Annotated in this window: 14 protein-coding genes and 1 CRISPR repeat array (1 of these 15 only partly in view); of the genes, 4 read left to right on the forward strand and 10 right to left on the reverse strand. The window is 39.9% G+C overall.

What is annotated here, in order from left to right; genetic code table 11:
- Window positions 1-364: 364 nt before the first annotated feature.
- Entirely contained in the window at window positions 365-3,943 is a 3,579-nt protein-coding gene (locus ACWATR_RS14995) for an AAA-like domain-containing protein (protein ID WP_460333663.1), read from the forward strand.
- Window positions 3,944-4,000: 57 nt separating this feature from the next.
- On the opposite strand, the gene ACWATR_RS15000 is transcribed toward ACWATR_RS14995, so the two are convergent.
- The 3 genes from ACWATR_RS15000 to ACWATR_RS15010 all read right to left on the reverse strand — a co-directional run bounded on the left by ACWATR_RS15000 (window position 4,001) and on the right by ACWATR_RS15010 (window position 7,767).
- A complete protein-coding gene (locus ACWATR_RS15000) occupies window positions 4,001-5,104 on the reverse strand; it encodes a response regulator (RefSeq protein ID WP_460333666.1) in 1,104 nt (367 codons plus the stop codon).
- Window positions 5,105-6,691: 1,587 nt separating this feature from the next.
- Window positions 6,692-7,183 (reverse strand): hypothetical protein, encoded by a 492-nt coding sequence (locus ACWATR_RS15005; RefSeq protein WP_460333669.1) that lies wholly within the window; start codon window positions 7,181-7,183, stop codon window positions 6,692-6,694.
- Between the two features lie 401 nt (window positions 7,184-7,584).
- Complete coding sequence (locus ACWATR_RS15010; protein WP_460333672.1) at window positions 7,585-7,767, reverse strand: hypothetical protein; 183 nt, start codon at window positions 7,765-7,767, stop codon at window positions 7,585-7,587.
- Between the two features lie 110 nt (window positions 7,768-7,877).
- Between ACWATR_RS15010 and ACWATR_RS15015 the strand changes: the two genes are divergently transcribed.
- Complete coding sequence (locus ACWATR_RS15015) at window positions 7,878-8,249, forward strand: hypothetical protein (protein WP_460333675.1); 372 nt, start codon at window positions 7,878-7,880, stop codon at window positions 8,247-8,249.
- A 192-nt stretch (window positions 8,250-8,441) separates the two neighbouring features.
- On the opposite strand, the gene ACWATR_RS15020 is transcribed toward ACWATR_RS15015, so the two are convergent.
- The 3 genes from ACWATR_RS15020 to ACWATR_RS15030 are packed head-to-tail and all read right to left on the reverse strand — an operon-like array spanning window position 8,442 to window position 14,736.
- The gene (locus ACWATR_RS15020) at window positions 8,442-9,281 is read right to left on the reverse strand and encodes a TdeIII family type II restriction endonuclease (RefSeq protein ID WP_460333678.1); all 840 of its coding nucleotides are present in this window, start codon (window positions 9,279-9,281) and stop codon (window positions 8,442-8,444) included.
- A 12-nt stretch (window positions 9,282-9,293) separates the two neighbouring features.
- On the reverse strand, window positions 9,294-10,691 hold the full coding sequence (locus tag ACWATR_RS15025) for a DNA cytosine methyltransferase (protein ID WP_460333681.1): 1,398 nt from the start codon (window positions 10,689-10,691) through the stop codon (window positions 9,294-9,296).
- A 58-nt stretch (window positions 10,692-10,749) separates the two neighbouring features.
- Complete coding sequence (locus ACWATR_RS15030) at window positions 10,750-14,736, reverse strand: magnesium chelatase subunit H (protein WP_460333684.1); 3,987 nt, start codon at window positions 14,734-14,736, stop codon at window positions 10,750-10,752.
- 797 nt (window positions 14,737-15,533) lie between these two features.
- On the opposite strand from ACWATR_RS15030, the gene ACWATR_RS15035 reads away from it, so the two are divergent.
- Window positions 15,534-16,208, forward strand: coding sequence for a hypothetical protein (locus ACWATR_RS15035; protein WP_460333687.1), 675 nt, complete (start codon window positions 15,534-15,536; stop codon window positions 16,206-16,208).
- A gap of 513 nt (window positions 16,209-16,721) precedes the next feature.
- Here ACWATR_RS15035 and ACWATR_RS15040 read toward each other — a convergent pair.
- The 4 genes from ACWATR_RS15040 to ACWATR_RS15055 all read right to left on the reverse strand — a co-directional run bounded on the left by ACWATR_RS15040 (window position 16,722) and on the right by ACWATR_RS15055 (window position 22,462).
- A complete protein-coding gene (locus ACWATR_RS15040; RefSeq protein WP_460333690.1) occupies window positions 16,722-19,307 on the reverse strand; it encodes a GAF domain-containing protein in 2,586 nt (861 codons plus the stop codon).
- An 890-nt stretch (window positions 19,308-20,197) separates the two neighbouring features.
- The gene (locus ACWATR_RS15045) at window positions 20,198-20,389 is read right to left on the reverse strand and encodes a YqaE/Pmp3 family membrane protein (RefSeq protein WP_069074421.1); all 192 of its coding nucleotides are present in this window, start codon (window positions 20,387-20,389) and stop codon (window positions 20,198-20,200) included.
- A gap of 127 nt (window positions 20,390-20,516) precedes the next feature.
- Window positions 20,517-20,915, reverse strand: coding sequence for a phage holin family protein (locus ACWATR_RS15050; RefSeq protein ID WP_420758380.1), 399 nt, complete (start codon window positions 20,913-20,915; stop codon window positions 20,517-20,519).
- A gap of 1,334 nt (window positions 20,916-22,249) precedes the next feature.
- Complete coding sequence (locus ACWATR_RS15055) at window positions 22,250-22,462, reverse strand: hypothetical protein (protein ID WP_460333694.1); 213 nt, start codon at window positions 22,460-22,462, stop codon at window positions 22,250-22,252.
- A gap of 226 nt (window positions 22,463-22,688) precedes the next feature.
- On the opposite strand from ACWATR_RS15055, the gene nifH reads away from it, so the two are divergent.
- Window positions 22,689-23,579, forward strand: a complete 891-nt coding sequence (gene nifH / locus ACWATR_RS15060; protein ID WP_460333697.1) for a nitrogenase iron protein — start codon at window positions 22,689-22,691, stop codon at window positions 23,577-23,579.
- A 303-nt stretch (window positions 23,580-23,882) separates the two neighbouring features.
- Window positions 23,883-25,133: direct repeats of the CRISPR family, unit length 37 nt; unit sequence GTTTCAATCCCTAATAGGGATTTTGATGAATTGCAAT; it runs 377 nt beyond the window's last position.

The raw sequence follows: 25,133 nt of genomic DNA on the forward strand, positions 1-25,133 counted from the left end.
CTAAAATTAGCAAAACTTAAGGTTTGAAAACCTAAAACCTTGATAATTCCTAACCCTATTTAAAAAGTTATTGTGTACACACAAGCCGAAAAAAGCTCGATTTTTATCTCGTTTTTATGCTCTGAATGGGAACGAAAAATAGATCAATGCAACAAAGGTGCAGGTAAATGCAACCAAGGTGCGGGTCAATGCAATCAAGATGCAGGTCAATGCAACAAAGATGTAGGTCGATTGGGAAAATTATATATTTACGAAGGTGTAATAATTTAAAGCTAGATAGACAAAGATGGGGAATTTTGCTGACCTCTATGAAATTAAAGCGATCGCAAACAGCAATTCACCTTTCTAAAACTTTTTATTTATCATGAGATACCAAGTTGGCGGTAGCCTCCACAGTGATGATCCCACTTATGTTGTACGTCAGGCAGACGAAAAACTTTATACCAGTCTCAAAGGTGGTGATTTTTGCTATGTTTTCAACTCTCGCCAAATGGGTAAATCATCTCTACTACAGCGAATAAGTCGTCGTCTCAAGTCAGAGGGCTATAAATGTGTTTACTTAGACGTAACTCAATTGGGTAGTGAGGATACGACATCAGCACAATGGTATAAAGGAATCATTGTCAGTATGTTCTACGCGTTAAATCTGGCGGAACACGTCAACTTTAAGCAATGGTGGGATATGCAAGCAGGTCTTTCTCCTGTACAAAAGCTACACCAGTTTGTTGAAGAAGTGTTGCTGCCAAATGTCAAGAGCGATTGTGAAGGAGATAGCAAAGCTAAGGGTATTTTCATCTTCATTGATGAGATTGATAGTTTACTGAGTTTAAATTTTCCGGTCAATGACTTTTTTGCCTGGATTCGTCATTGCTACAATCAGCAGGCACACGATCCGAATTTTCGACGCCTGGGCTTTGCATTGTTTGGAGTAGCCAGTCCATCTGACTTAATTGCTGACAAACGCCGGACACCTTTTAATATTGGAACGGCCATAGAGTTATACGACTTTCGATTTCATGAAGCGAACCCATTGCTAAATGGGTTAAAGAAAGCAATCAGCCAACCAGAAATAGTGCTGCAAGAGGTAATCTACTGGACAGGGGGACAACCGTTTCTAACTCAAAAACTTTGTCAATTAGTTCTTCAAGCTGCCTTAAAAACATCAGATCGAAAAATTATCCTATCCCCGAAAACTGAGGCGTATTGGGTAGAAGAATTGGTGCGATCGCACATTATCCAACACTGGGAATCACAAGATGAACCCGAACACCTCCGTACTATTCGCGATCGCCTACTTTTCAACCAACAACAAGCAGGACGCTTGTTAGGTCTTTATCAGCAGGTATTACAAGCGGAGGAAATAGAGGAGGTAAAGAATAAAAACACTAGCGACTCTTGGCATCCTCTATTTCCAATATCTCCCATACCTACAGATGATAGTCGAGAACAGACAGAGCTTTTACTATCGGGAGTAGTTGAAAGGTACAACGGCTATCTCAGAATTAAAAATCCGATCTACCGCAGTATTTTCAATGCTGAATGGGTGTTAAAGCAGTTAGACAATCTGCGCCCTTATTCACAACCATTCAATGCTTGGGTAGCATCGGACTTTCAAGATGAGTCACGCCTGTTGCGGGGGAATGCCTTACAAGAAGTCTTGGACTGGACTCAGCGAAAAAGTCTCAGCGATTTAGACTATCGATTTTTAGCAGCCAGCCAAGAATTGGAACGTCGAGAAGTCCAGCAAAAACTGGAAGTAGAACAGCTTAAAGAAACTGAAGCGCGATTGGCAAGTGAACAAAAGAACGCCCGCCTTCAGCAACGACTACTGTTAGGGGTAAGTGTAGCTCTAGTAGCAGCGATTATCTTGGGAATCATAACACTCTATGCCGATCGACAAGCATCGCTGAGTGAGGTAAGAGCGATCGCAGCTGCTTCCAATGGTAGTTTTAATTCCAATCAACGCTTAGATGCATTGGTACAAGCAATCCAAGCCAGACGGAAATTTCAACGGCTTGATCTACAAAATTTGGCAGATGCACATACACTGGATCTCCAAACCCGCAAAATATTAGAACAAGCTGTCTACGGTGCTGATGAATTCAATCACCTGTCAGGGCATCAAGGAATTGTCTTAGGTGTTGACTTCAGCCCCGATGGCCAGTGGATTGTCTCATCTAGTATTGATCGCACAGTCAAGCTGTGGAAGCGGGATGGAACACTGGTGAGAACAATACCACATACTGCAACCATAAATAGCGTCCGCTTCAGCCCGGATAGTCGTTTGATAGTCGCTGCCGGCATTGATGGCACTATCCGCCTGTGGACGATCGATGGTAAATTATTAACTATCTTCAAAGGACATAAATCTGCGGTGTGGCGAGTCGCCTTTAGCCCAGATGGAAAAGCGATCGCTTCTGCCAGTGGCGATTTTAGCGTTAAGCTTTGGCAACTAGATGGCACTTTAATCAGAACTCTTAAACATGAGCGTGGTATATGGGGTATTGCCTTCAGCCCCGATGGTCAAATCATCGTTTCTAGCATGGTAGGCGGCACTAATAAGCTTTGGCGATTGGATGGAACACTAATCAAAACATTCACAGCCGGAAAGGCAACTATTTGGAGTGTTGCTTTTAGCCCAGATGGACAAACTTTCGTTTCTGGCGGTGCAGATAACATGGTGCGACTGTGGAATCGAGAAGGGACTCTACTGAGAACTTTTAAAGGGCACACTGCTGAAGTATTTGGTGTAGCCTTTAGCTCTGATGGGCAGACTATTGCCTCTGGTGGTTCTGATAAAACCGTTAGACTTTGGTCAGTAGATGGTACTTTATTAAGAACTTTGCAGGGGCATACCTCAAATATTCAAACCATCGCCTTCAGTCCTGATGGAGAAACCCTCGCCTCTGCTGGCCACGATAATACCATCAAACTTTGGAGAGTCAACTCACCCTTAGTAAAGCTACTCAATGGGCATCAAGAAATGGTCTGGAAAGTGGCATTTAGCCCTGATGGGCAACGTCTAGCTTCCGTTGCTGGCAAAGAAATAAAACTTTGGAAACGCGATGGTTCTCTAGCCAGAACTATTGTTGAAGACGATTCTCGAATGCTTAGTCTCGATTTTAGCCCCGATGGTCAAACTTTAGCGATCGTTGGTTCTAAGGGTATTGTGAGACTGTGGCAACTAGACCGCAATCAGCGAACCATTCTGGAAGGCCCAGGTATAGGTCTTTTGGGTGTTAGCTACAGTCCTGATGGCAATCGGCTGGTGACTGTGGGTTTTGATTACAAGCTGAGACTCTGGCAACGCAATGCTAATGGACAATTCCAACTCCAGCAAATTATCCAGGCGCATACAGGGCGAATTTGGGACATTGTTTATAGTCCAGATGGGCAGTTTATCGCCTCTGCCAGTGCTGATAGTACCATCAAACTTTGGACTTCAGAAAATAGCGAACGCCTATTGGAGAAACCAGATCGAATCTTAGAAGGGCATAATAGTGAAGTTTTTGGAGTTGCCATTAGCCCGAATAGTCAATTTATTGCCTCTACAGGTGGAGATGGTCGTCTCCGACTTTGGAAACGTGATGGTACTCTAGTGAGAATCTTAGATGGTAAAAGTATTGGTTTAACGAGGGTCGCATTCAGTCCAGATGGTCAAATGCTAGCAGCCGCAGGTTTTGACAATACGATCAAAGTCTGGAAGACCGATGGCACTTTGCTCGTCACCCTAAATGGACATACTTCAAATGTGAGCAGTGTTGCCTTCAGCCCCGATGGCAAAACCCTCGCCTCTGGCGGAGATGACCAACTTGTGATTATGTGGGATATAGAAAAAATTCTCCATCTCAACCTGCTGAAATATAGCTGTGATTGGGTGCGGGATTATTTAAAGACTAATGTAACAGTGGAAAATAGCGATCGCTCTATTTGCAATCAGTGACTAAACTTACACCACAAATTGAATTTGAGCAACTTGTTATTTTTTTATATTAAGAAATTAAACAATGTGTTGAAATATTACCTTTAGTAAATCTCCTTGTGTAAAAGGCTTAGTTAAATAGCCTGATGCTCTGACCATTTTAGCTTTAGCCATCTCTATAAATCCTACTTTTTCTGACACCATAATCACAGGCGTATTTTTAAAACTTGAGTGTTTACGCAACAAAGAGCAGAGTTCATATCCGTCTAAATTAGGCATCGAAATATCCAACAAAATTATGTCGGGTTTTGTGTGAACAATCTGCATTAAAGCTTTCAAAGAATCAGTGACTCCGACAACACAAAAAGTTTGCTCATCTAAATAACTTTGAATAGTATTCAATACTGTAGGACTGTCATCAATACAAAATATTGTGTAGATTTTTTTGTCAACAGGCGTTTGGATTATTTGTTGATCCCTATTATTATTAGTATTAATAGAGTAAGCTGGTGGTTTATAGGCGTTTGTTCTAGAAAAATTTGGCGTATTTTTGCTTTTAAGTTTTAGCTCATTTATTTTGAACAATTCTGAGGGATGTGATTGAGAAGCTGGCGATGTCTGACAATAAGCCGCTTCTCTACGAGACGCTTCGCCAACGCTTCTAGGTGTTTGACATCGTTCAACTAGTAAGCGGAGATTTAGATGACAAAACTTTGGCATGTCATCCAGAAAGCTTTCAGGAATAAATTCATAACTCCCCTCTTGTAAGTTCAGAAATGACTCCAAAACTTCTAACGCCAATTGCTCTATCAGTATCGCTGCTTGAGAAGCACTAATATATTTCTGATTGACTAACCAGCAAATAGCCAGATAATCTGGATTTGGTATTGCCTGATTTTCAATACCAGTTTCAAATATCGCTCGCAACTGTTCTTTGATTCCGCCAGGGAGAGTAGAAATTTGCTGACTCAAGCTTTGCAAATTTCTGTAAAGTGGCTCAAACATTTTCTCTGAGTAACAGGCATAAATTAGCTTACCCTCGTCCATATATATTGACCAAGAGCCTGACGTGCTAAACACTTGCAAACAACCAGTAACCGACTTACCAGTGATTTTTTTCAACAAAGATAAGGGCTGGAGCTTTTGAAAAAACCTGTATCTACTAATCGGAAGTGTCTTCATTGGGATGGCTCTGGAATAAAATTAACATTTGCAGGCGAAATTAGTGAATTACCTTTTCGGAATTCACCGCGAATTTGTTGGGAGCACTTTCAGATAAATATAGCGGTCACATTTGAGTTAGTACAGAGATTTCACACCCCCCAACTCCTAATTCACCAATCTCTGTTAAGCTATAAAGCACAAGTTACAACTAAACCAATTCATGCTATTTTCCAATAGCAAAATGGCCCGACTAGTTGCCAGGATATAGTATTTCAAAAATTAGATTGGTTTTCTGTATCTTTCGCTAATCTAGCCAATCTAACAGTAACTCAAGTGTCACGCCTAGACCATTGGCTCTCGCCCATCAGTCACAAAAGTATCATTGTTATCCGTATTTTGCTGCCTAAAATCGTAGATACTTGAATTCTCTTACAAAGGTTTTTTTGTCCCTAATACTAAAGTCCGGAGCGACCAAAATCTACTGTAATGTAGATGTAAATAGCTCTCAAGCAAGGCTTTGAGACCTTAAATCCGCGCTGACGAACTATGTTTTGTAGCCGTGACAAAAGTCGTCGGGTACTTTTCCAAGAAGTTTATTCTTGAGGGGAACTTCATCAAGAGAAACAGTATGATTAAAAACTAAGCATTTAAAAACTTCAATGTCATACTTAGGTTTGTGATTGTAGAGCTAATACGGTTCGGTGAAGCAGTGTGGCTTTGGGGATTTCTCCCATAAACAACTGCGTTAGCCAGGAACAAGGTTCACCCGAAGGTTCTTGAGGGTTCCCCCCATGACTGACTGGCGTGGGTTGGAGGGATCTTCAAAAGATTAAAACGTTAACTGAACTGTATTGGAGCAACTCTTAGTGTTAGGATTGGGCAAAATTATCACTTGCACAACAATAATGGTAAACCTCCGACCAAGGATGAGTTAGCTGATAATTACCGCCATGATGGTGTGTGGTGAGATGCACAGGCGGCTAAATCAGCAGAAGGGAATCTCTTCATAAGTACTGGAAACGGGTTCTAATGTTGTGTGGGTCTAAATAGTCACCCTGCACAGTTTGGAGTGACAAATTCAAGAACTTAAAGCCAAATTCCTGATTGGTAGTACATACCTGTAAAATAGCTCTTTTCAGCTAGATGGTAGATAACAAGTAACGTACTCACTAAAACTCAGGTTACTATAATTTTCAAAAAAAGTTAGCAGCAATATATAAACTTCATGATAAATCAGTAAAGTAAACATGAAAACTAATTAATAGCATCTTCCAGATAATTGTGATTAATCTTTATTTGTTTGGATGTCCGGAAAGGCTGAAAATGTACAGCAAAAGATAATTTTATATGCTTATTTAATTACACTTATAAATGAGTGAATCATTTTATGGTAGCAATTTTTCTGAAAAATTTTAAGTTTTAAAAGACACAAATATAAATACAAAATTGCATGAGTAGCCCGTACTCCTAGCTTCTGTCTTCTACGTAGATATGGCATTTATTAACTCATAAGTTATATCTAGCAAAAAGACGCAAAGAATTTCTTTGCGTCTTTGGCGTGAGATTTATAAGTGGACATTCTCACCGTTATACTTCTCCATCTATTTAAAATTGCTCCCGCCAGCACCAACTTAAAAGTGTGCCACCAGCTACCAACTTAACTACTTCCAGCACCCAATAACTGCCGTGTAGTAAATTCATTGTCGATGGAATAGCAGCAGCGGCTTCAAATAGGTTCAGTTGAACACCGATGGCGCACATCTGGGGAGTTAAGAAATAGGTATCAAGCATAGCTATAGTTAGCAGTAGCGCAGATAAAACAATACTGCCAATACGCCAGTGATATTGAGTTTTGCCCAAAACTAATGCCCCGGTCAGTACTACAGCAGCAGATAATAATTCCATCCGATTGAAGTTCCAAAAAATGGTGTAGCCTGCTGTCGTAAAACCAGCTTGGCTCATCATCCCGGAAAGATAAAGGCTAGGCATAATTACCCAGTCTAAAACGACGCTAGCACTGAGCCAAAAGCCCAAAGTCAAGACGATCGCAGTTTGCCAAATTGGCCGTTTTAATTCCAGGTTAGAAATAGCAGTCATAAAATAATTGCGTGTGTTGTATTTCTTTAGTTTCTAACTTCACTAGCAGTTTGACAACTAATATCAATTAACCTTTACAAAGCGATCGCTCTTAAATTATGAACTTAATCCCAAGATTGTTTAAACTTAGTTGAGAAATATTAAGATTTTATAAAAAGTAATTTAAATAGATTTTGTCTGTTAAAAATACTCATGTCTACGACCTGACGGGGTGACTAAGCTTCTGAATCCAAGTCAATAGGAGATTGTGACCGTTTTGGGGTAAAAAAAGATAGCTCAGGTATTCTCAACAAGACCTATCAAATGATAATGTTACCTAAATTCTACCAAAACTGCTTTCAAAATGTACTGACACCCGCGCAGTACAAGATGCTAGAAATATTGCTGATGCTATTGCAATTTCATAAAACTGTGACAATTGAGAAACTAGCAACAGTATTTCCACAACCGATAAGCTTTGAAAGCTGACGACGCAGTATCCAAAGGTTTTTACTGCTACCCCAGTTATCAATTTCATATCTGTGGTTCTCTCTGATCAAACGGTGGGTAAAAAATAGCTTCCAAACAGGAGAAAAACGACTCATTTAATCTTGCTGGATATTACAAGCGTAAATATCGTGGAGTTGTTGAGCCTGCTGGCTGGTTTTTATTAACTAACCTTGATAGCCTTCCAGATGCCATTAAAGCGTTTAAGATGCGTAGTGGCATTGAGGCGATGTTTCGTGATTGTAAAACTGGGGGCTATAATCTCGAATCTACTCATACTGATGGTCAACGGTTAATGGCACTGATTTTATTGATTTCTATTGCCTATACTTGTGCCATTTTAGTAGGTCGTAATTCTCGACAAATGGGAGTGCAAAAATATGTTGGTCGTTTAAAAGAATTAAGACGATTACACCGGCGACATAGTGCTTTTTGGGTTGGTTTATATGGTCAGTTATGGATAGGGGCAATGGAATTTTGGGCTGATTTAGCTGATGAATTGATGCGCCTCAAGCCCAATAAACTACCCTATTTTCAGCAAGGTTTACGGGCTATGACTCTTATCCAGTCTGCTTTATAACTTCTCTGTCACCCCTTCAGGTCTACGACAGGCGTAGCTGCGTCACTCTGCAAATTCACAAATCCTATTCGCTACACTTTCAATAAAGCGATCGCAAGTTGTGTAAGAGTGAGTGCGATCGCCTTACAGAAAACCTCAAAAATTAAGCGATCATCTGTTATTATATTTCGGGTTGTGTTTGTTAAATAACTCTTAAAACCCAAAAGCTAAAGCATCTAACATATATTTACTTTTATCCCGCCCCACTTCCAGATATATTTCTAATAATTCTTCATAAGCAGTTACTCCCCCTACAATATTCCAAAATTCATTTCCGATAATTACAGCCTCTTCAAAAGGTAAATAGCTTTTTGCCTGTGTCCATTTATAATCAGCTTTAGTGACACCATATGGATTATAAGGCATAGCATAGTAAGCTTGTAATTGAGGACGATTTACACCGCGCAGTAAATGAAATCTAAGGAGACGTTGCAAGACTTCTAAACATTGTCCTTTGTTTGGTTTAGGAGCTTTGATTTCAAATAAAAATTCTGTGCCGTCTTTCGCCAGAATATAAAGATCAGCGCGAACAACCTTTATTTCTAAATCATCACTACGACAAGCATTGATAACAGCAGTTATCATCTGTTCAAAAGATGGCTTTGCTTGTTCTTTTTTAGCAGCCGATTCGTAATTTTGTTTTTGAATTTCAGCTTCTGCAAAAGCAGCAAGACTTACTTCCGATTTAATATCATAACCTCGACGTACATCTTGATGATGTTCTAGAGCAATTAAGCGAGCGCATTCTTCAAAAGAATTACCTAGCTTTGTACTCAAACCTCTTTCAAATTGGTTGATACGTATTAATTCTGGTGGAATTAGTGCTGCTTGAAATGGTTTCAATTCTCCATTAGATGAGAATCTTGATAAATACTCTGCTGCATTATCTGGCTTTAAAATTTTACGCCCTTTATACTCATCTACAAGAGCTTTAATAAATCCTTCTAGATAACCTTTAATTACTGCACGAGTATTTGAACTAATAGCTGCCATATTTAAATTTATTTAATCTATGGGGATTATTTTTAACAAAGCTTTTGCTAAATGGTAAACGACAGGAACAGAAACCGCATTACCAAATTGATACTTGGCTGTACTTTCACTCTCAGCGATTTTAAAAGTTTCTGGAAATCCTTGTAATCTAGCGTAATCTGTGGCTGTTAAATGTTTATAGTTCTTTTTGACATAAATTTCTTGAATAAAAGTTTGCTTATATGCTTCTGGCTCCTGACATTCTATAGATATAGTTGCAATAAAGTCTCTAGTTCCAGTTGCTGTTAAAGTTGCAATAGCCTCAGCATGAGGCAAGAATATTTTAGAAATGCCATTAATTCCTGAAGAAATTTTAGAATTAACAAATTCATAGCCTTTACCCTCGACAAGATGTAAAATTTCTTTGGCTACTAAAATATTTATTTCTTCAATCTGTAAACTAGGAATGAGAGCTTGTAATATTTTAAATTCTAAAGGATTACCATCTTTAAGTCCATAAATTTTCTTTCTTCTATTTCTCAATATAGTTTTACAAATGAGCTTTTCTCTTAAAGTTGTTTTTATTAAGTCCCAAGAATGAATAGTAGTATGTCCATCTCTGATATCAGCAAAAGTGAAAAAATCATTTAATTCATCTATTTTTTGAAATCTGCCTCTAGAAGCTGGAATTTTACCATCAGGAAATAAAATTTCTGGTGAAAATCTTTTTTTGGCAAAATTACTATGTTGAATACCAGCAATTACTTCATAAAGCTTTAGCTGTTTATTTAAAGAGTTAGGAAACGTAAAAGCCCAGCATTTTTCAATATCATTTCTAATTCCAACAATAAATATCCTGTCTCTATCTTGAGGTAAACCAAAATCGTAGGAATTAAGCACCTTGTATTTTAACACATAACCACATGTTGTTAAATTATTAAGTATATATTCCAGGCTTTTTCTATTTCTTGGCTCTGTTAAACCTTTAACATTTTCAAATATAAATGCTTTCGGTTGGTTAGCTTTTACCACTCTAAAAACATCAAACCATAGTTTACCTCTGGGATCGTCTAAGCCTTGTAATTTCCCAGCGATTGACCAAGGTTGACAAGGAACACCCCCGACTAGCAAATCTATCTCAAATGGGAGCTTATTTAAATTAGTAATATCTCCTAAATATGCTTCGTTAGCATTGGCATCACGAATAAAGTTATTTTGGTAAACTTTAATAGCTTCTTTATCAATTTCCGAATAGCCTAGACATATTCCTCCTAACTCTTGCAGAGGGATTCTAAATCCACCTATGCCAGCGAATAAATCTATAAATGTAAATTTTGATTGAGAAATTATAACATTTACAGGTTCAAATAACTGAAATAATTCTAGTTGTTGAGCATAAACACCTGTTTCGATGTGTTTCTTTTTGATCATGCCGGATTCATAAATAAAATAGCAAATTTAGGCAGGCAAGATGCCTGCCCAACTAGTACTAGTCTATCCCTTCAATTCGGTCTTCAACTTCTTGGTACAACTCGCGCAGACGATCTAAATTATCCTCGCTAGTCTCCCAATAACCGCGTCCATTCACTTCCAACAAAGTTGATACAATCTTGCGGAAAGAATGGGGATTAAGGTTCAACAACCGCTTCTGCATTTCTTCATCTTTGATGAAGGTTTCGTTAGTATCCTCATAAATCCAGTTATCCACAGCGCCAGCAGTCGCACTCCAACCTGTTGTATTCACCAACCGCTTGGAGAGTTCGCGCACACCTTCGTAACCGTGAGACAGCATCCCCTCGTACCATTTGGGATTTAATAATTTGGTACGCGCATCCAAACGCACGGTTTCTGATAATGTCCGCACTTGGGCGTTAGCTGTAGTTGTATCTGCAATATAAGATGCTGGTTTTTTACCATCACCCCGCAGACTTGCCACAAGCTTAGTGGGATCTGAATCGAAGTAGTGGGAAACGTCTGTTAGGCTAATCTCCGAAGAATCCAAATTTTGGAAAGTTGCATCAGCAGTTTTCAATGTACTTTCAAAAATACCGCGCGATTCGTCCATGATTCCGGGGTTATCGGAATTGAAGGAGAAGGATTTCCGGTTGAGATACATTTCCTGCAATTCGGCTTCGCTATCCCAAGTGCTGTTTTCTACCGCCAAGTTGATATTTGACGAGTAGGAACCAGAAGCGTTGGAGAAAACGCGCGTCGCTGCTTGACGCAGATTAATTCCCATGTCTTCGGCTTGCTGCAAAGCGTGTTTGCGAACAAAGTTCATTTCTAAGGGTTCATCTGCCTCAGCTGCCATCTTCACGCCTTGGTCTAACAGGTTCATTTGGTTGATGAACAAGTCGCGGAATACACCAGAACAATTGATGACAACATCAATTCTGGGTCTTCCCAACTCTTCTAAAGATATCAATTCCAACTTGTTCACCCGTCCCAAGGCATCGGGAACTGGACGCACGCCCACCATCCACATAATTTGCGCTAGGGATTCACCGTAAGTTTTGATGTTATCGGTTCCCCAAAGGACGCAGGCGATGGTTTCTGGCCATTTTCCTTCGTTTTCTGCCTTATTACGTGCCAACAGTCTGTCTACAACGATTTTGGCTGATTGAACTGCTGCTGTTGTGGGGATGGATTGTGGATCGAGTGCATGGATATTCTTACCTGTGGGTAATACATCCGGGTTGCGGATGGGATCGCCACCAGGGCCAGGTAGGACGTACTCGCCTTCCAAGCCTTTGAGTAATGCTCCGAGTTCGTTGTCGGCACAAACTTGTTGCAGACAGAATTCCAAATACTCAAATAGGGGTTTTAGGGCTGCGCCATCAACTTTGGGATAACCGAGTTTATGCAATGATTCTACCCAAGGTTCCTTTTTACCCATGTTGAAGAAATTCAACCGGGAAACCAAAGAAACTCGTCCTTCGGCGTCGATTTGCTCTTGGACAAGGGCGGTAACTGCTGCACGGGTTGCTAAGGTGATGTCTTGCAATAACTGGACATCTTCTAAAATGCCCCGATCGCTATTTTGATAAATATCGTCAATGTTACGCCCAATGCTGTTAGCGATAATTCCCGGTAAGCCTTGAAGTCCTTCTTCTTGTCGATCTAGACTAGCAATGTTGACCAGAGTTGCGATCGCTTCTTCTGCACTTGGTGGTTTACCAATGACGTGCAAACCACAAGGCAATAACCGCGACTCGATTTCCATCAACTTGCGGTAGACGTTGCCAACAATATTATCCCGCTCATCAGCACTCATGTCTCTGGCATCGGTTTCTGGTAGGTCAATATCCTTATCCAGATTCACGATCCGGCATTTATCCATGATGCTGTTGACAATGGAAACACCGCGTCCACTATCTTTTAAGGTTTGGTAGGAAGCAATTAATTCGCTGAGTTCCTTCAAACCTTTATACAAACCAGCATTTTCAGCCGGCGGTGTCAAGTAAGAAATTGTTTCGGCGTAACTCCGACGTTTGGCAATTGTCGCTTCACTCGGATTATTCGCTGCGTAGTAATACAAGTTGGGAATTGAGCCAATCAAGTTATCTGGGTAACAATCACCAGACATTCCCATTTGTTTACCTGGCATGAATTCCAAGGAACCGTGTGTACCAAAGTGCAGTACAGCATCAGCTTTCCAAACTTGCTCTAGGTAAGTGTAGTAAGCAGCAAAACCGTGGTGAGGACTAGCTGAACGGGAGAATAACAACCGCATCGGGTCGCCTTCGTAACCAAATGTAGGTTGTACACCGATGAAGACGTTACCGAATTGCTTACCATAAATTAGCAGATTTTGCCCGTCGCTGTTAAGGTGTCCGGGAGGTGGGCCCCAGTTTTCCTCTAGGCGGTGAGAGTAGGGGGTCAGCGCCTCATATTCAGGAACCGACATTTTGTAAGCAACGTTCAGTTCTGGGCTGTTGTACTGCGCTTGAGCGTCATGAATGACTTCTTGCATCAACGCTTCGGCTGATTCTGGCAATTCTGGTAAGTCGTAGCCGTTATTTTTGAGGGCTTTCATCACCTCGTAGATGGAACCGAATACATCCAAGTAAGCGGCGGTTCCGACGTTGCCTTTATCTGGCGGGAAGCTGAAAACGGTGATGGCAACTTTTTTATCTAGTTTTGGCTTGCGGCGGAGGTTAGCCCATTTTAAGGCGCGTTCGGCGACAGCTTCAACCCGATCGCGCAGTGCGATCGCTTTCCCGGTAGTTCCATCTCTACCCGATAATATAATCGGCTCAATTGCTCCATCCAATTCAGGAATTGCAATTTGCAAAGCTACTTGAATTGGATGTAACCCTAAATCGCTATCCATCCACTCTTCTGTGGTTTGGAATACTAAGGGTAACGCCACCATGTAAGGACGATTTAAGCGTTTGAGTGATTCAATTGCTTTGGGATGATCTTGTCTGGCTGGGCCACCTACTAAAGCAAAACCAGTCAGCGATATCACTGCGTCTACTAACTGTATGTTGGTAGTTGGTTCGTAAAAGTAGGCATCCACAGGCTTGGAGAAATCCAAACCACCAGCAAACACAGGTAATACCCGTGCGCCTAGTGCTTCCAACTCTTGCACCATCGCCACATAATGGGCATCATCCCCTGTAACTAGGTGAGTGCGTTGCAATACTAACCCGACACAAGGAGCTAGGGGATCTTTTAGATCACTAGAAATATCCTTACGAGCTGTATACCAATTGAGGTACTCTCTAACATCTTCAAACATACTGGGAGCCAAAGGATGCCAAATCCCTAGATCGGGATAAACCACTGGCTGTTCATACGTAGAAGGTGCAAAATTCTGTTTTTCTAAACCTTTAAATACATATTTATCAGCTAGCATCAGCAAGAAGTTTTCCAGATTTTCTGGAGAACCACCTAGCCAATACTGAAAACTGAGCATGAAATTTCGGGCATCCTGTGCCTTATCCATTGGTAAAAACTTCAGCACTTGCGGCAGGGTACGCAAAAGCTTCAGCATCCCATCTTGGAAACCCGCACCGGATTTTTCTTTGCGTTTCCGCATGAATTGCGCGATCGCACTTTTTGACTGACCCAACTGTGCCAAGGAAAAGCTGCCCATTTTACTCAGGCGCATTACCTCTGGCATGGAGGGAAAGACAACGGAAACATCCAAGCGATCGCGGTGTGGTTCTACTGCTGCTACAACTTTCTGTGCTAAGTCTTCGATGAAAATGAGGGAAGCGATGAAGATATTCGCATTCTCAATTTCTCGTTTGAACTCCTCGTAATTTTCGGGGTCGCGGAGTTCCTCAATCAAGTACCCGCTAATTTCAATCGCCAAGTTGGGATTGTTCGCGTTAATCGTGCGAACTGCTTGCGACAATGCGCTCTGGTACTGGGACTCAAGCACGACATAGACCACCTTGATTAAACTACGTCCGCGTAAGTTATCAGGCGCAATGTGTCTAATGGTGGACTTGACGTGTGTGAACATGCTTCTTCGGCTCCTTTGATGCGTGTTCTCTGAAGGAAGTTCCTAGCGGCATCATCAGCCACAGGTAACTTGTGATCTTTAGGCAATATCTGTTTTTTATCAGAAAACGCTTGCCCAGTAGGCATTTTATCGCCTATATGACACAAATCGATATAAAAAACGAAATATTTCTTTGTAATTGTTGACTTTATATAAAAGTATTCGCTCACATTTTTGTAAACTTCTTGTAATATAGATTAATAGTTAAATAGTTATTTAAATATATTATTCTATCTATAAAACAAAACCCGCACAAGCGGGTTATAAAATTGGTGTTTTGTTTGGCGGAATGCCCAGACATAGCTGGCAAAAAGGAGCATTCCTCTGGCTGGAAACAAGAATGAAATCTATGAGTAAAATGCCAAGCTTCATCAAAACTTAAAAAAAATAAGACAAAAAGAACTTGAATATTTTTTTGCTGTATGAAAGAATGCAAAGTTATTACTTTTGTTAACCTTTGCTTAATTTTAGACCCTTGTAAATCAACTGTTTCACATTTAACACCCTAAAAAACCAATCATTCAAGTTAAAAATAGTACTTTTATATGCCCAAATGATACTGAAATATATTTGGTAAATATCTGGGTTGATGGGTAAACCTATGCCTATCAGTCACTCACCTGATATTTGCCCAAGAGTAATCTTACACGAGTAGAAAAATCATACTTCCACAGCAGATATTCAATTCTCAACCCTAAATACTTGAAAAGCTAAAAAAAATCTGTGAGGAGTGACCTAGATAATTAAGGTAGAAACTGATGAAAAATTTAAGTTTTCAAAAATCAAGCTATATTGCTCAAATCAAAGTTTTATTATTAACATTTTTGATAACAATTATTCCCTTTTCTTTAATTTTAATATTTCTCAAATTAAAAACTAATGTCCCTACAGCCTATTTTACGAGAGATCCATCTGCCATAGTTAACGCACCTTTTTATCTAGGATTCTTCTCAAACATTGGGATATTATTTTGGTGTTCTTCTGCAAGTATCTGTCTCTTTAGTTATATACTACTCAAAAAAGATATTAGAGCTAAAGAATATTCATCGTTTTTTTTGTTTTCTGGGATTCTGACATCCTTATTACTTTTTGATGACTTTTTTTTAATTCATGAGATTGTATTTCCCAATTATTTACATCTTAATGAGAAGATAGTTTACGCTGGTTATATTGCACTTATATTGATGTTTTTTGTCAAGTTTAAAACAATCCTGAAGAAGAGTGAATTTCTGATTTTATTATCTGCGTTTATATTTTTTGGATTATCAATTGTTTGTGATAATATATTCCCCAATATGCCTGTTGCCATAGAAGATACTTTTAAATTAGTAGGAATTACTACTTGGTTTACGTATTTTGTGAGGATATGCTTACAACGGGTGAGTAGACTTTTAAGTTTGTCACTTTTGGAGAAACAGTCTTTGTCACGCTAAGAGGATTGTGCATGAATTTTTGACCCCTAAAAAGGTACAAAGTCAATACACTAGGCTCTGCCTATAGTCAGATATTGAGTCAGAGACTCAATGAATGCATTCCCAGTCGGAGACTGGGAACGAGGAAATGTTTATCAAGCTAGGTTTTTAGGACTTGTGTGTACACCTTAGCCCACAAGCGGGGTGGGGTTCTTCGGGTTTAATAAGCAATTAAGCTAACACGATATAAAGACGCGATTCATCGCAATACTTGTTGGGTTTTGGGGAAAAGGGGAAGGTGGGGCCCCCTCTGGGGATAATGGGCGGGGGGAAGGGGAAAGAAAAAACCTTTAACCTTTACCCTTTACCCTTTAACCTTTTCCCAAAACCCAATTCCGAGTTAAAAATCCTTAACCGAGCAGTATTGCGATTCATCGCGTCTCTACAGATGGTCTATTTGTCGCATTCTTTTTTCAAATTGGCATTAGATATTTAATTGAGAAAAATCTCTAGGTTAACTTGATGCCTGAATGTTTATTTCTCTTGGAACGTCCAGACTCCTTCATCCCAATCTGATTCTGTTAGAGGTGATTGTAACCAATGTTGACAACGCAACAGATGCAACATAGCAGCTTTGTCTTGGTTATCAGCTGCTAAAACTAGGGCAAATTCGGCTCTAGCACGGTTAAAATCGCGTTTGAGATAATATTCGCGCCCTTTATGATAGTGCTCAATCACTTGCAATTTTTCGCTTTCAATTGGATTGGAACGCAAACCCAGTAATTCATATATAGCTACTGGCTCATTTCTGCCTTTGACACGAATGTAATCTAGTTCCCTAGCCCAAATATACTCTTCGCATGGTTTAAAAGTGTTATGGCTAATAATAATGTCGCAACCATACTGTTTACTGACACTTTCTAATCTAGAGCCAAGATTCACACCATCGCCAATAGCGGTAAATTCCATCCGCTTACTAGAGCCAATATTCCCACTAATTACGGTATCAGAGTTGATGCCAATACCGATTTTAATTCTGGGTTTATTATCTACATAGCGACGTTGATTAAATTCGTGCAGGCGAACCCGCATTTCTAAAGATGTTTGTACTGCCATCCAAGCGTGTTCTTCTAATGGTAGAGGAGAACCAAAGACAGCCATAATGGCGTCACCAATGTATTTGTCAAGAGTGCCTTTATGTTTAAAGACTGCTTCCACCATTGATTCAAAATATTCATTGAGCATACTCACCACTTCTTCTGCTTCTAAGTTTTCTGTCAAAGTGGTGTAGCCACGAATATCTGAAAATAATATTGAAACTTCTTTGCGATCGCCTCCTAGTTTAGCATCATCCAATTTCAGCAATTCTTCGGCTAATTCCTGGGTCATGTAGCGGTACATCGTACTCTTGAGCCGCTTTTCATCACTTATATCTTCCATCACCACCAGCGCCCCACGGACTTGCTCTTGGTCGCTAGCATCGGCAATTGTGTTAATCGATAAATTAATACTGTGCTGTTCTGTACCAGTAGTTAAGAGTGTGCGATCAGGATAATATTGTTGGCGGCCTTTTAAGTCAACTGCATGTAATGCATCTTGATACCACTTGCTAAAGTCACCTTCTTTGATGCCGATGACATCATTAACTAATTTACCTTCTAATCGATCATCGACTCCCAGTCCTAGCAAACGTTGGGCGCTTTCATTGGCGGCGATAATTAACCCAGTTTTATCAGTGGAAACCACTCCATTAGAAAGACTACGCAGAATGTCCCGTTGCATTTGTTCTTGTTGCTTGACTGTGGCAAACAACTGGGCATTTTGCAGCGCTACTCCTGCTTGAATATTAAAAGCTTCCATGAACTCTTCATCGTTGCGGTCAAAGCTAGCTTGGAAACATTCGGGAGCTTTTGGCCAAGTGGTTGGATTATAAGGTGGAAAATCACCAGTTTTCTTTTTATTTACAAGTTGGGTAACACCAATCAATTGTTGATCGGCATTAAACACTGGCATACAAAGTAAGCTACAAGTGCGATAGCCATTTTGTTGGTCGAGTTGTTTGGCGGTATCCGAGTCAGGATCATCGTACAAATCAAAGGCAATATTTAGTTTCTTACCAGAAGCCGCTACTATACCAGCAAAGCCTTTACCGACGGGGACTCGCAACTCTTTCGTTGAACCATCATCCTGAGTGATTTTCGTCCATAATTCATGGCGATCGCGGTCTATTAACCATAGTGTACTGCGATCGGCATTCATCAATTCTTTGGCTTCATCCATCACCCGTTTTAGGGTGTCTTCTAAGTCGAGACTGCTTTGAGAAAGAGACTTAATCGCCTTCATCAGAGCCGCCACTGCTCTTTGTTTTTGGGTGGCGACATAAAAAGAGCGCGAGGATTCTAAAATTAGGCGAATCGAAGGGGCAAATTCTTGAAATAATTGTTCGTCAGTACAGCTAAAACCTTTGGTATCAATTCGCTCTGCAAGTGGAGCATCATGATTATGACCAGATTTTAATTTATTCAGTAATTGTACTACTGCAACTAATTGCCCATGTTCATTTAAGAGTGGCAAAGCCAGCATAGTGTAAGTGCGGTAGCCAGTCCTTTTTTCTTGTTCTTGGGCAAAATGCGATCGCGGATCACTATAAAAATCAAAGGGAATATTGATAACTTGTTTGAAAGTAGCGACTTCACCACCAATACCTTTATTCGCGGGGATGCGAATTTCTAAAGAGCGACCGCCCTCCCCTTCAGCCACAATTGACCAGAGTTCTTGTTTTTCTTCATCCAATAAAAATATCGTCGTCCGGTCTGCTCCCAGTAATTCCCCGGTTTTTAAGGTAATGGAATGCAACATTTCTTGCAGAATGGTTTCAAACCCCTGAGAATCGAGCATTGACAGGGTTTGATGGACAATCTGTAATTTTTGCTCAACATCCTGAACGACCTGTTTAAAAGTATCCTGAGTCAGGGGAGCAAGAAACGTAGAAAAAGTTCCTTGTCTTGTGGCAAGAGCACCCACAGGAGCAGAATTTGCTGGTAATTCGAGGTTTTCTTGGTTGTGAACACTAATAATCACATCAGTGGTCTCCCCACAACTTCCTTGATACGCTGACATAACTGGTTTTTATATAGCAGGATGAGATTTTAGATTTAACAATGAGATTAAATTTATGTAAGTGGTGTTAAAAGCAACAATTGCTGAACATTATCCATAGTTTAATCCCTTGTTCAGCCAGCGTCATCCTGTGAATCAAGGCCCAAGTTGATTACCAACAAGCATCGTTTAATTAGAATCCTTTCCCACTGGCGGATACAGATAGATGAATAGAGGGTCAAACCCCTCATTTAAACCATAAACCAATGTCTTCCGCAGGTGAGAGATTGTTGATATTGCCTGGTAATCTGTCATAGGGGCATATAAATGAGCATTGCTCTATCAGTAAAGCATGGTCTATTTACCTGGCAATAGCTGTAAACTATAAGCAATTATACTGATATAAGCTTGAGCTTAACTGCGATCGCTTCCTTTCGCATATATGCTGCAAGGCGGAATTCGTAATTCGTAATTCGTAATTCGTAATTAATTGTTTGCAAGGGTTTCAGACATTTAAAATGGGTGGTTTATTTACGCCGTGCTGTACTAGTCATCTTGCCTGCCCTAATTATGAAACTTAATCAAGTTAAATGTGGAATATAGCAATCCTAAATGAGTTGTGAAAATGCGCGATGTCCAGATCCCCGACTTTTTCGAGAAGTCGGGGATCTAATTTTTCACGAATGATTTAGGATTGCTATAGCTCAATAGGCTTGGGTTAAGGGTTATTGGTGTAGGTAATTGGTCTTTGAAGACGCGATAAATCGCCGTCTCTACAAGTGTTTTCGTCTTATCTGAACTGTATTGTGCTATAGCTCATCAGCTATATTTCTGCTAGAAATTAAAATGGTGCGTTACGCTTAAAGACGTAACGCACCATACTTAGGATTTCCTAAAATTCATCTTGCGTATTAGTAAATACGCCCTTCTCGATTAAGTTGTTCTTCATGCTTGGCAATAACCCAAATTGCATGAATACTACCGGGAAGCCAACCTAGAACTGTGAGCAAGATGTTAATAAACAGGGTGGGCCCAACTCCGACTGTCAGGAAAACGCCTAAAGGAGGCACTAATAAACCTAGAAGAAAGCGAACTAATTTCATGATTTTACAACTTTGTGATTTTGTTTAATTACATTCTTTTGAAGATACCGAATTAGGAAATCCACCTTCGGAGATTTTATGTAGGTTAGAAACGTAATTTAACTGGCGTCTCTACTGCCTATAATACTTATCTTGAAGGTAATTCACCTTGGCTTTTTACATCACCACTACTAGTTAAAAGGTTTCTTTCAACAAAGTAGTTGTTAATGAAGGTATTAGCGAAAGATAGAATTACTGGCCCAAGAAGGAAACCAATAAGTCCACTAACTGAGAACCCAGGAACTAAGACTGCTGCTAACCAAAAACACAAACCGTTAACAATGAGCGAAAATGCTCCAAATGATAGAAAATTAAGCGGTAGAGACAGAGCAGACAGAACTGGCTTAACTGAACCGTTAATTAGACCAATCACTAAAGCGGCAATCAAAGCTGCGGGAAAATTAGCAATATTAACGCCTGGAACAACTAAATCAACAATCAACAGGCTCAAAGCTGTAGCTAGGGCGGTTAATAATGGTGTCAACATTTTTCTGACCTAATCACTAAATGGTTTTTTGTTTTTCACTTCTTATCTAATCTTCAACTATGTGCTGGGGTTTCACCTCTCTTGCAAGATAGAATTTACTTCTACCGTTAGGTCTATCATTGAGGAAACTATATATAGATAGCAATCCGATTTTATTTATCGAGCGTAAAACCTCGTCCCCTTGTGGGCGGGGCATTTGACTCCTGAATCACTCGTATACAAGACTTACGCAAAATACGTCGTAAGTAGCGGTAATTCATGAATTACCGCTGCGGAATAATAGGCTTTTCAATTATTTTTGCGTAAGTTCTAGTATAAAAAAGTTTATCGATAAGGGCAGGGGCATGGGGAGGAATTTACCAATACCCCAAAGGACGAGGCGACTATCCCTCTCCACCCAACTTTGGGAGCGAAGATGATCATTCAATTCTTCCTCCCCTGCTTGCCAAAGCGATGGGATATTTTTTTAGTTGGAAGCCCCTAATTAAGCCCTTTTATTTAACTTATTACGGCATGAAATTTTATGAGTTATTTAATCTACTTTCTTGACCACAAAAATAATCAATTCTGTTTTGGTTGTAAAACATTAGTTTTCAATGCTTTTATCAAATACCCGAAAGTATCTAACTGCACATATTGACTATGATCAATAATTTCATTAGCTAGCAATCTATAAACGTGTAAGTTATGACTATTAAAGGTTCCAAGGAGAATGTTCTATTAAATAGATAAATTTTTTGAGATTCGCCAAATAAATTAGTGAGATGTATGTTATGGTTTTTATAGGAATCAAACAAGTTAAAAGCACAAAAAGACTTCAAGACAAGTTTGAGGCAAGCTCAAGAAAGTTTTTTTGCTCTGGTAAGTCCACTTCAATTAGCTACATCTTTTTTTGACGAAATCTAAAACTAGATTGAGTAGGATAGTAGCCTTTGTAACAACTTGAAGTCAATCTAAATTTATCTGGGTATGAGCCAATAAGAGTTGGCTAACCTAGCTAGAGCATTACCCGCAAAAGGCAATTACTCTTGGAGTCTGGGAAGAAAGACTCTTAGTACAGCCTGACAAATCCATAGGAATACAGAATATTTACTAACTTAATTCGCGGTTGAAAATGTTTACTCCCGCAATATTAAGTTGAAGTAGTTGCTGACTTTTGGAACGAAAACTCCAAGCAGAATGGTGTCGTTCCACAATTTTCAGGAATTTAACCATACTGTTAAAAGTCATCAAGATATTGTCTAAGCCAGAGTGTTAGGGATTGCCTGTGCAGGCATTATATGACTGCACCTGTAACTACTACTTTTGGGTTGGAATTTATCCTGCTGCATTAATCACGAAACGAGAAGCGTGATAGATGTTCTTTGCGACTTGACATCAGCAAAATCAGAAAAGTTGTAGCGACCATTTAAGAGTGGATTGCAATTTGGTTGGTTGTGTGGTTCAGGGAACAAATCTGCGTTCATTTGAATTCCTGCTGCAACCACTCTTGAGGCGTGAGCAACCATTTGGGATTCTGTTACAACAACTAACAATGCTGAAGTCAAAGTTTTAAAGGCTTTGTTATTAGGAAATAGAGATTTCTCTATCCCTTAAGCCATCGCTTTGTGGGTAAATATGTTCTGATTTTAACTGTTTTTGCCAGGATGCGATGTCTAGCGACAAGTTGCTATGCATATACACCAACAGGCTCTACTTCCCTACGACACCAAGGGTGAAGATTTCACATCAAGCTTACGACCCATCAACTAAATCATTGTAGGAAACACAACCATGACTGAGCAAAAGATTAGACAAATAGCTTTCTATGGTAAAGGCGGTATTGGTAAATCTACCACTTCTCAAAACACCCTAGCAGCAATGGCTGAAATGGGTCAACGCATTCTGATTGTCGGTTGCGACCCTAAAGCTGACTCTACTCGTTTGATGCTACACAGTAAAGCTCAAACAAGTGTTCTACAATTAGCTGCTGAACGTGGCGCTGTAGAAGATATTGAACTCGAAGAAGTAATGCTGACCGGTTTCCGCGATGTACGTTGTGTGGAGTCTGGTGGCCCTGAACCTGGTGTGGGTTGCGCTGGTCGTGGTATTATCACCGCTATCAACTTCTTAGAAGAAAACGGTGCTTACAAAGATGTTGATTTTGTAAGTTACGATGTTTTGGGTGACGTTGTGTGCGGTGGTTTCGCTATGCCTATCCGTGAAGGTAAGGCACAAGAAATCTACATCGTTACCTCTGGTGAAATGATGGCGATGTATGCAGCTAACAATATTGCTCGTGGTGTTCTCAAATATGCTCACACTGGCGGTGTGCGTTTGGGTGGTCTGATTTGTAACAGCCGTAACGTTGACCGGGAAATCGATTTAATCGAAACCTTGGCAAAACGTTTGAATACCCAAATGATTCACTACGTACCTCGTGACAATATTGTTCAACACGCAGAATTGCGTCGGATGACTGTTAATGAGTACGCTCCTGACAGCAATCAAAGTAACGAATATCGGACATTGGCTACCAAGATTATCGACAACAAAAACCTCACTGTCCCTACCCCAATTGAGATGGAAGAGTTGGAAGAGTTGTTGATTGAATTCGGTATCCTGGAAAGCGACGAAAATACCGCAATGCTTGTTGGTAAGTCTGCTAGTGAAGCACCTGTTTAAACTATTGCTAAGTAAATAATGGTTTAGGGTGGGCATCAGCCTACCCTTTCATTTTTGTATTTCTTTGTTTGAAAGGAATATACCGCGATCGCTCATTTGTATGCAATACACTTTGACCTCAATACGGTTCGGTTAAGGCAAGAGACGCGATAAATCGCCGTCTCTACAATTGGCGGCGTGTCATTAAAAAACCTTTCCGAACTGTATTGATTTTGACCTCTCTCCAAACCTCTCTCCTAAAAGGAGAGAGGCTTTGAGGTTTACTCCTTTTTCTACACTGTAGCAGCAAAAAATAGCTGTAAAGTTTCAATCCCTAATAGGGATTTTGATGAATTGCAATTACAAAGCTTGCCACTGGTACTTTGAGTGGCGGTATGGCTCGTTTCAATCCCTAATAGGGATTTTGATGAATTGCAATCTGCCATACTGCACCTCGATTTTGAGGTAGAAAGGTTTCAATCCCTAATAGGGATTTTGATGAATTGCAATTTAAGCTAAAAGTCTATCTTTTTGGGCAATATATGTTTCAATCCCTAATAGGGATTTTGATGAATTGCAATAACAATACTGCGGGAGTAACTCTTGTTCAAGGGCTAGTTTCAATCCCTAATAGGGATTTTGATGAATTGCAATTATGTAGATAGAGTTCTAGTACCACGCATTGAGGCGTTTCAATCCCTAATAGGGATTTTGATGAATTGCAATCCGACTGGGTTTTTTAGTATGAAGGTGTCCAAGGGTTGGTTTCAATCCCTAATAGGGATTTTGATGAATTGCAATATGTCTGCATTTTTAGAAATCATCTGGGTCAATGTTTCAATCCCTAATAGGGATTTTGATGAATTGCAATTTTGCCGAAGAGTGTGCAGCAGCGCTTGGGCTGTTTCAATCCCTAATAGGGATTTTGATGAATTGCAATATTAGCTGGAGGGACTCACGATTTTACAAATAGGAGTTTCAATCCCTAATAGGGATTTTGATGAATTGCAATTATCATAAGGCTCCTTTATGTTCTTCATTTATTATGTTTCAATCCCTAATAGGGATTTTGATGAATTGCAATTAAAACTTCATAGCCGCTAGCTGCGTCAATCAAGGTTGCGTTTCAATCCCTAATAGGGATTTTGATGAATTGCAATTCCAATTTGTTCATTGTATGTACGCCCCACTATCTGCCCCTGTTTCAATCCCTAATAGGGATTTTGATGAATTGCAATATATCTACCATACCTGCAAGGTGCGATAAGATACGTTTCAATCCCTAATAGGGATTTTGATGAATTGCAATTCTACTTTGTTTCGTTGTTATCTAAAGATACGTTTGTTTCAATCCCTAATAGGGATTTTGATGAATTGCAATTATTTGATGCCAGCAGTACTGCCACTGCCGACGTTTCAATCCCTAATAGGGATTTTGATGAATTGCAATCCAAATTGTTGGCATTGAAGGAGGAACTTAAAAAGTTTCAATCCCTAATAGGGATTTTGATGAATTGCAATACCGATAGCGACACCCCGCAATGGTTACGTGAGGGTTTCAATCCCTAATAGGGA

The sequence above is a fragment of the Nostoc sp. UIC 10890 genome (assembly GCF_054786515.1).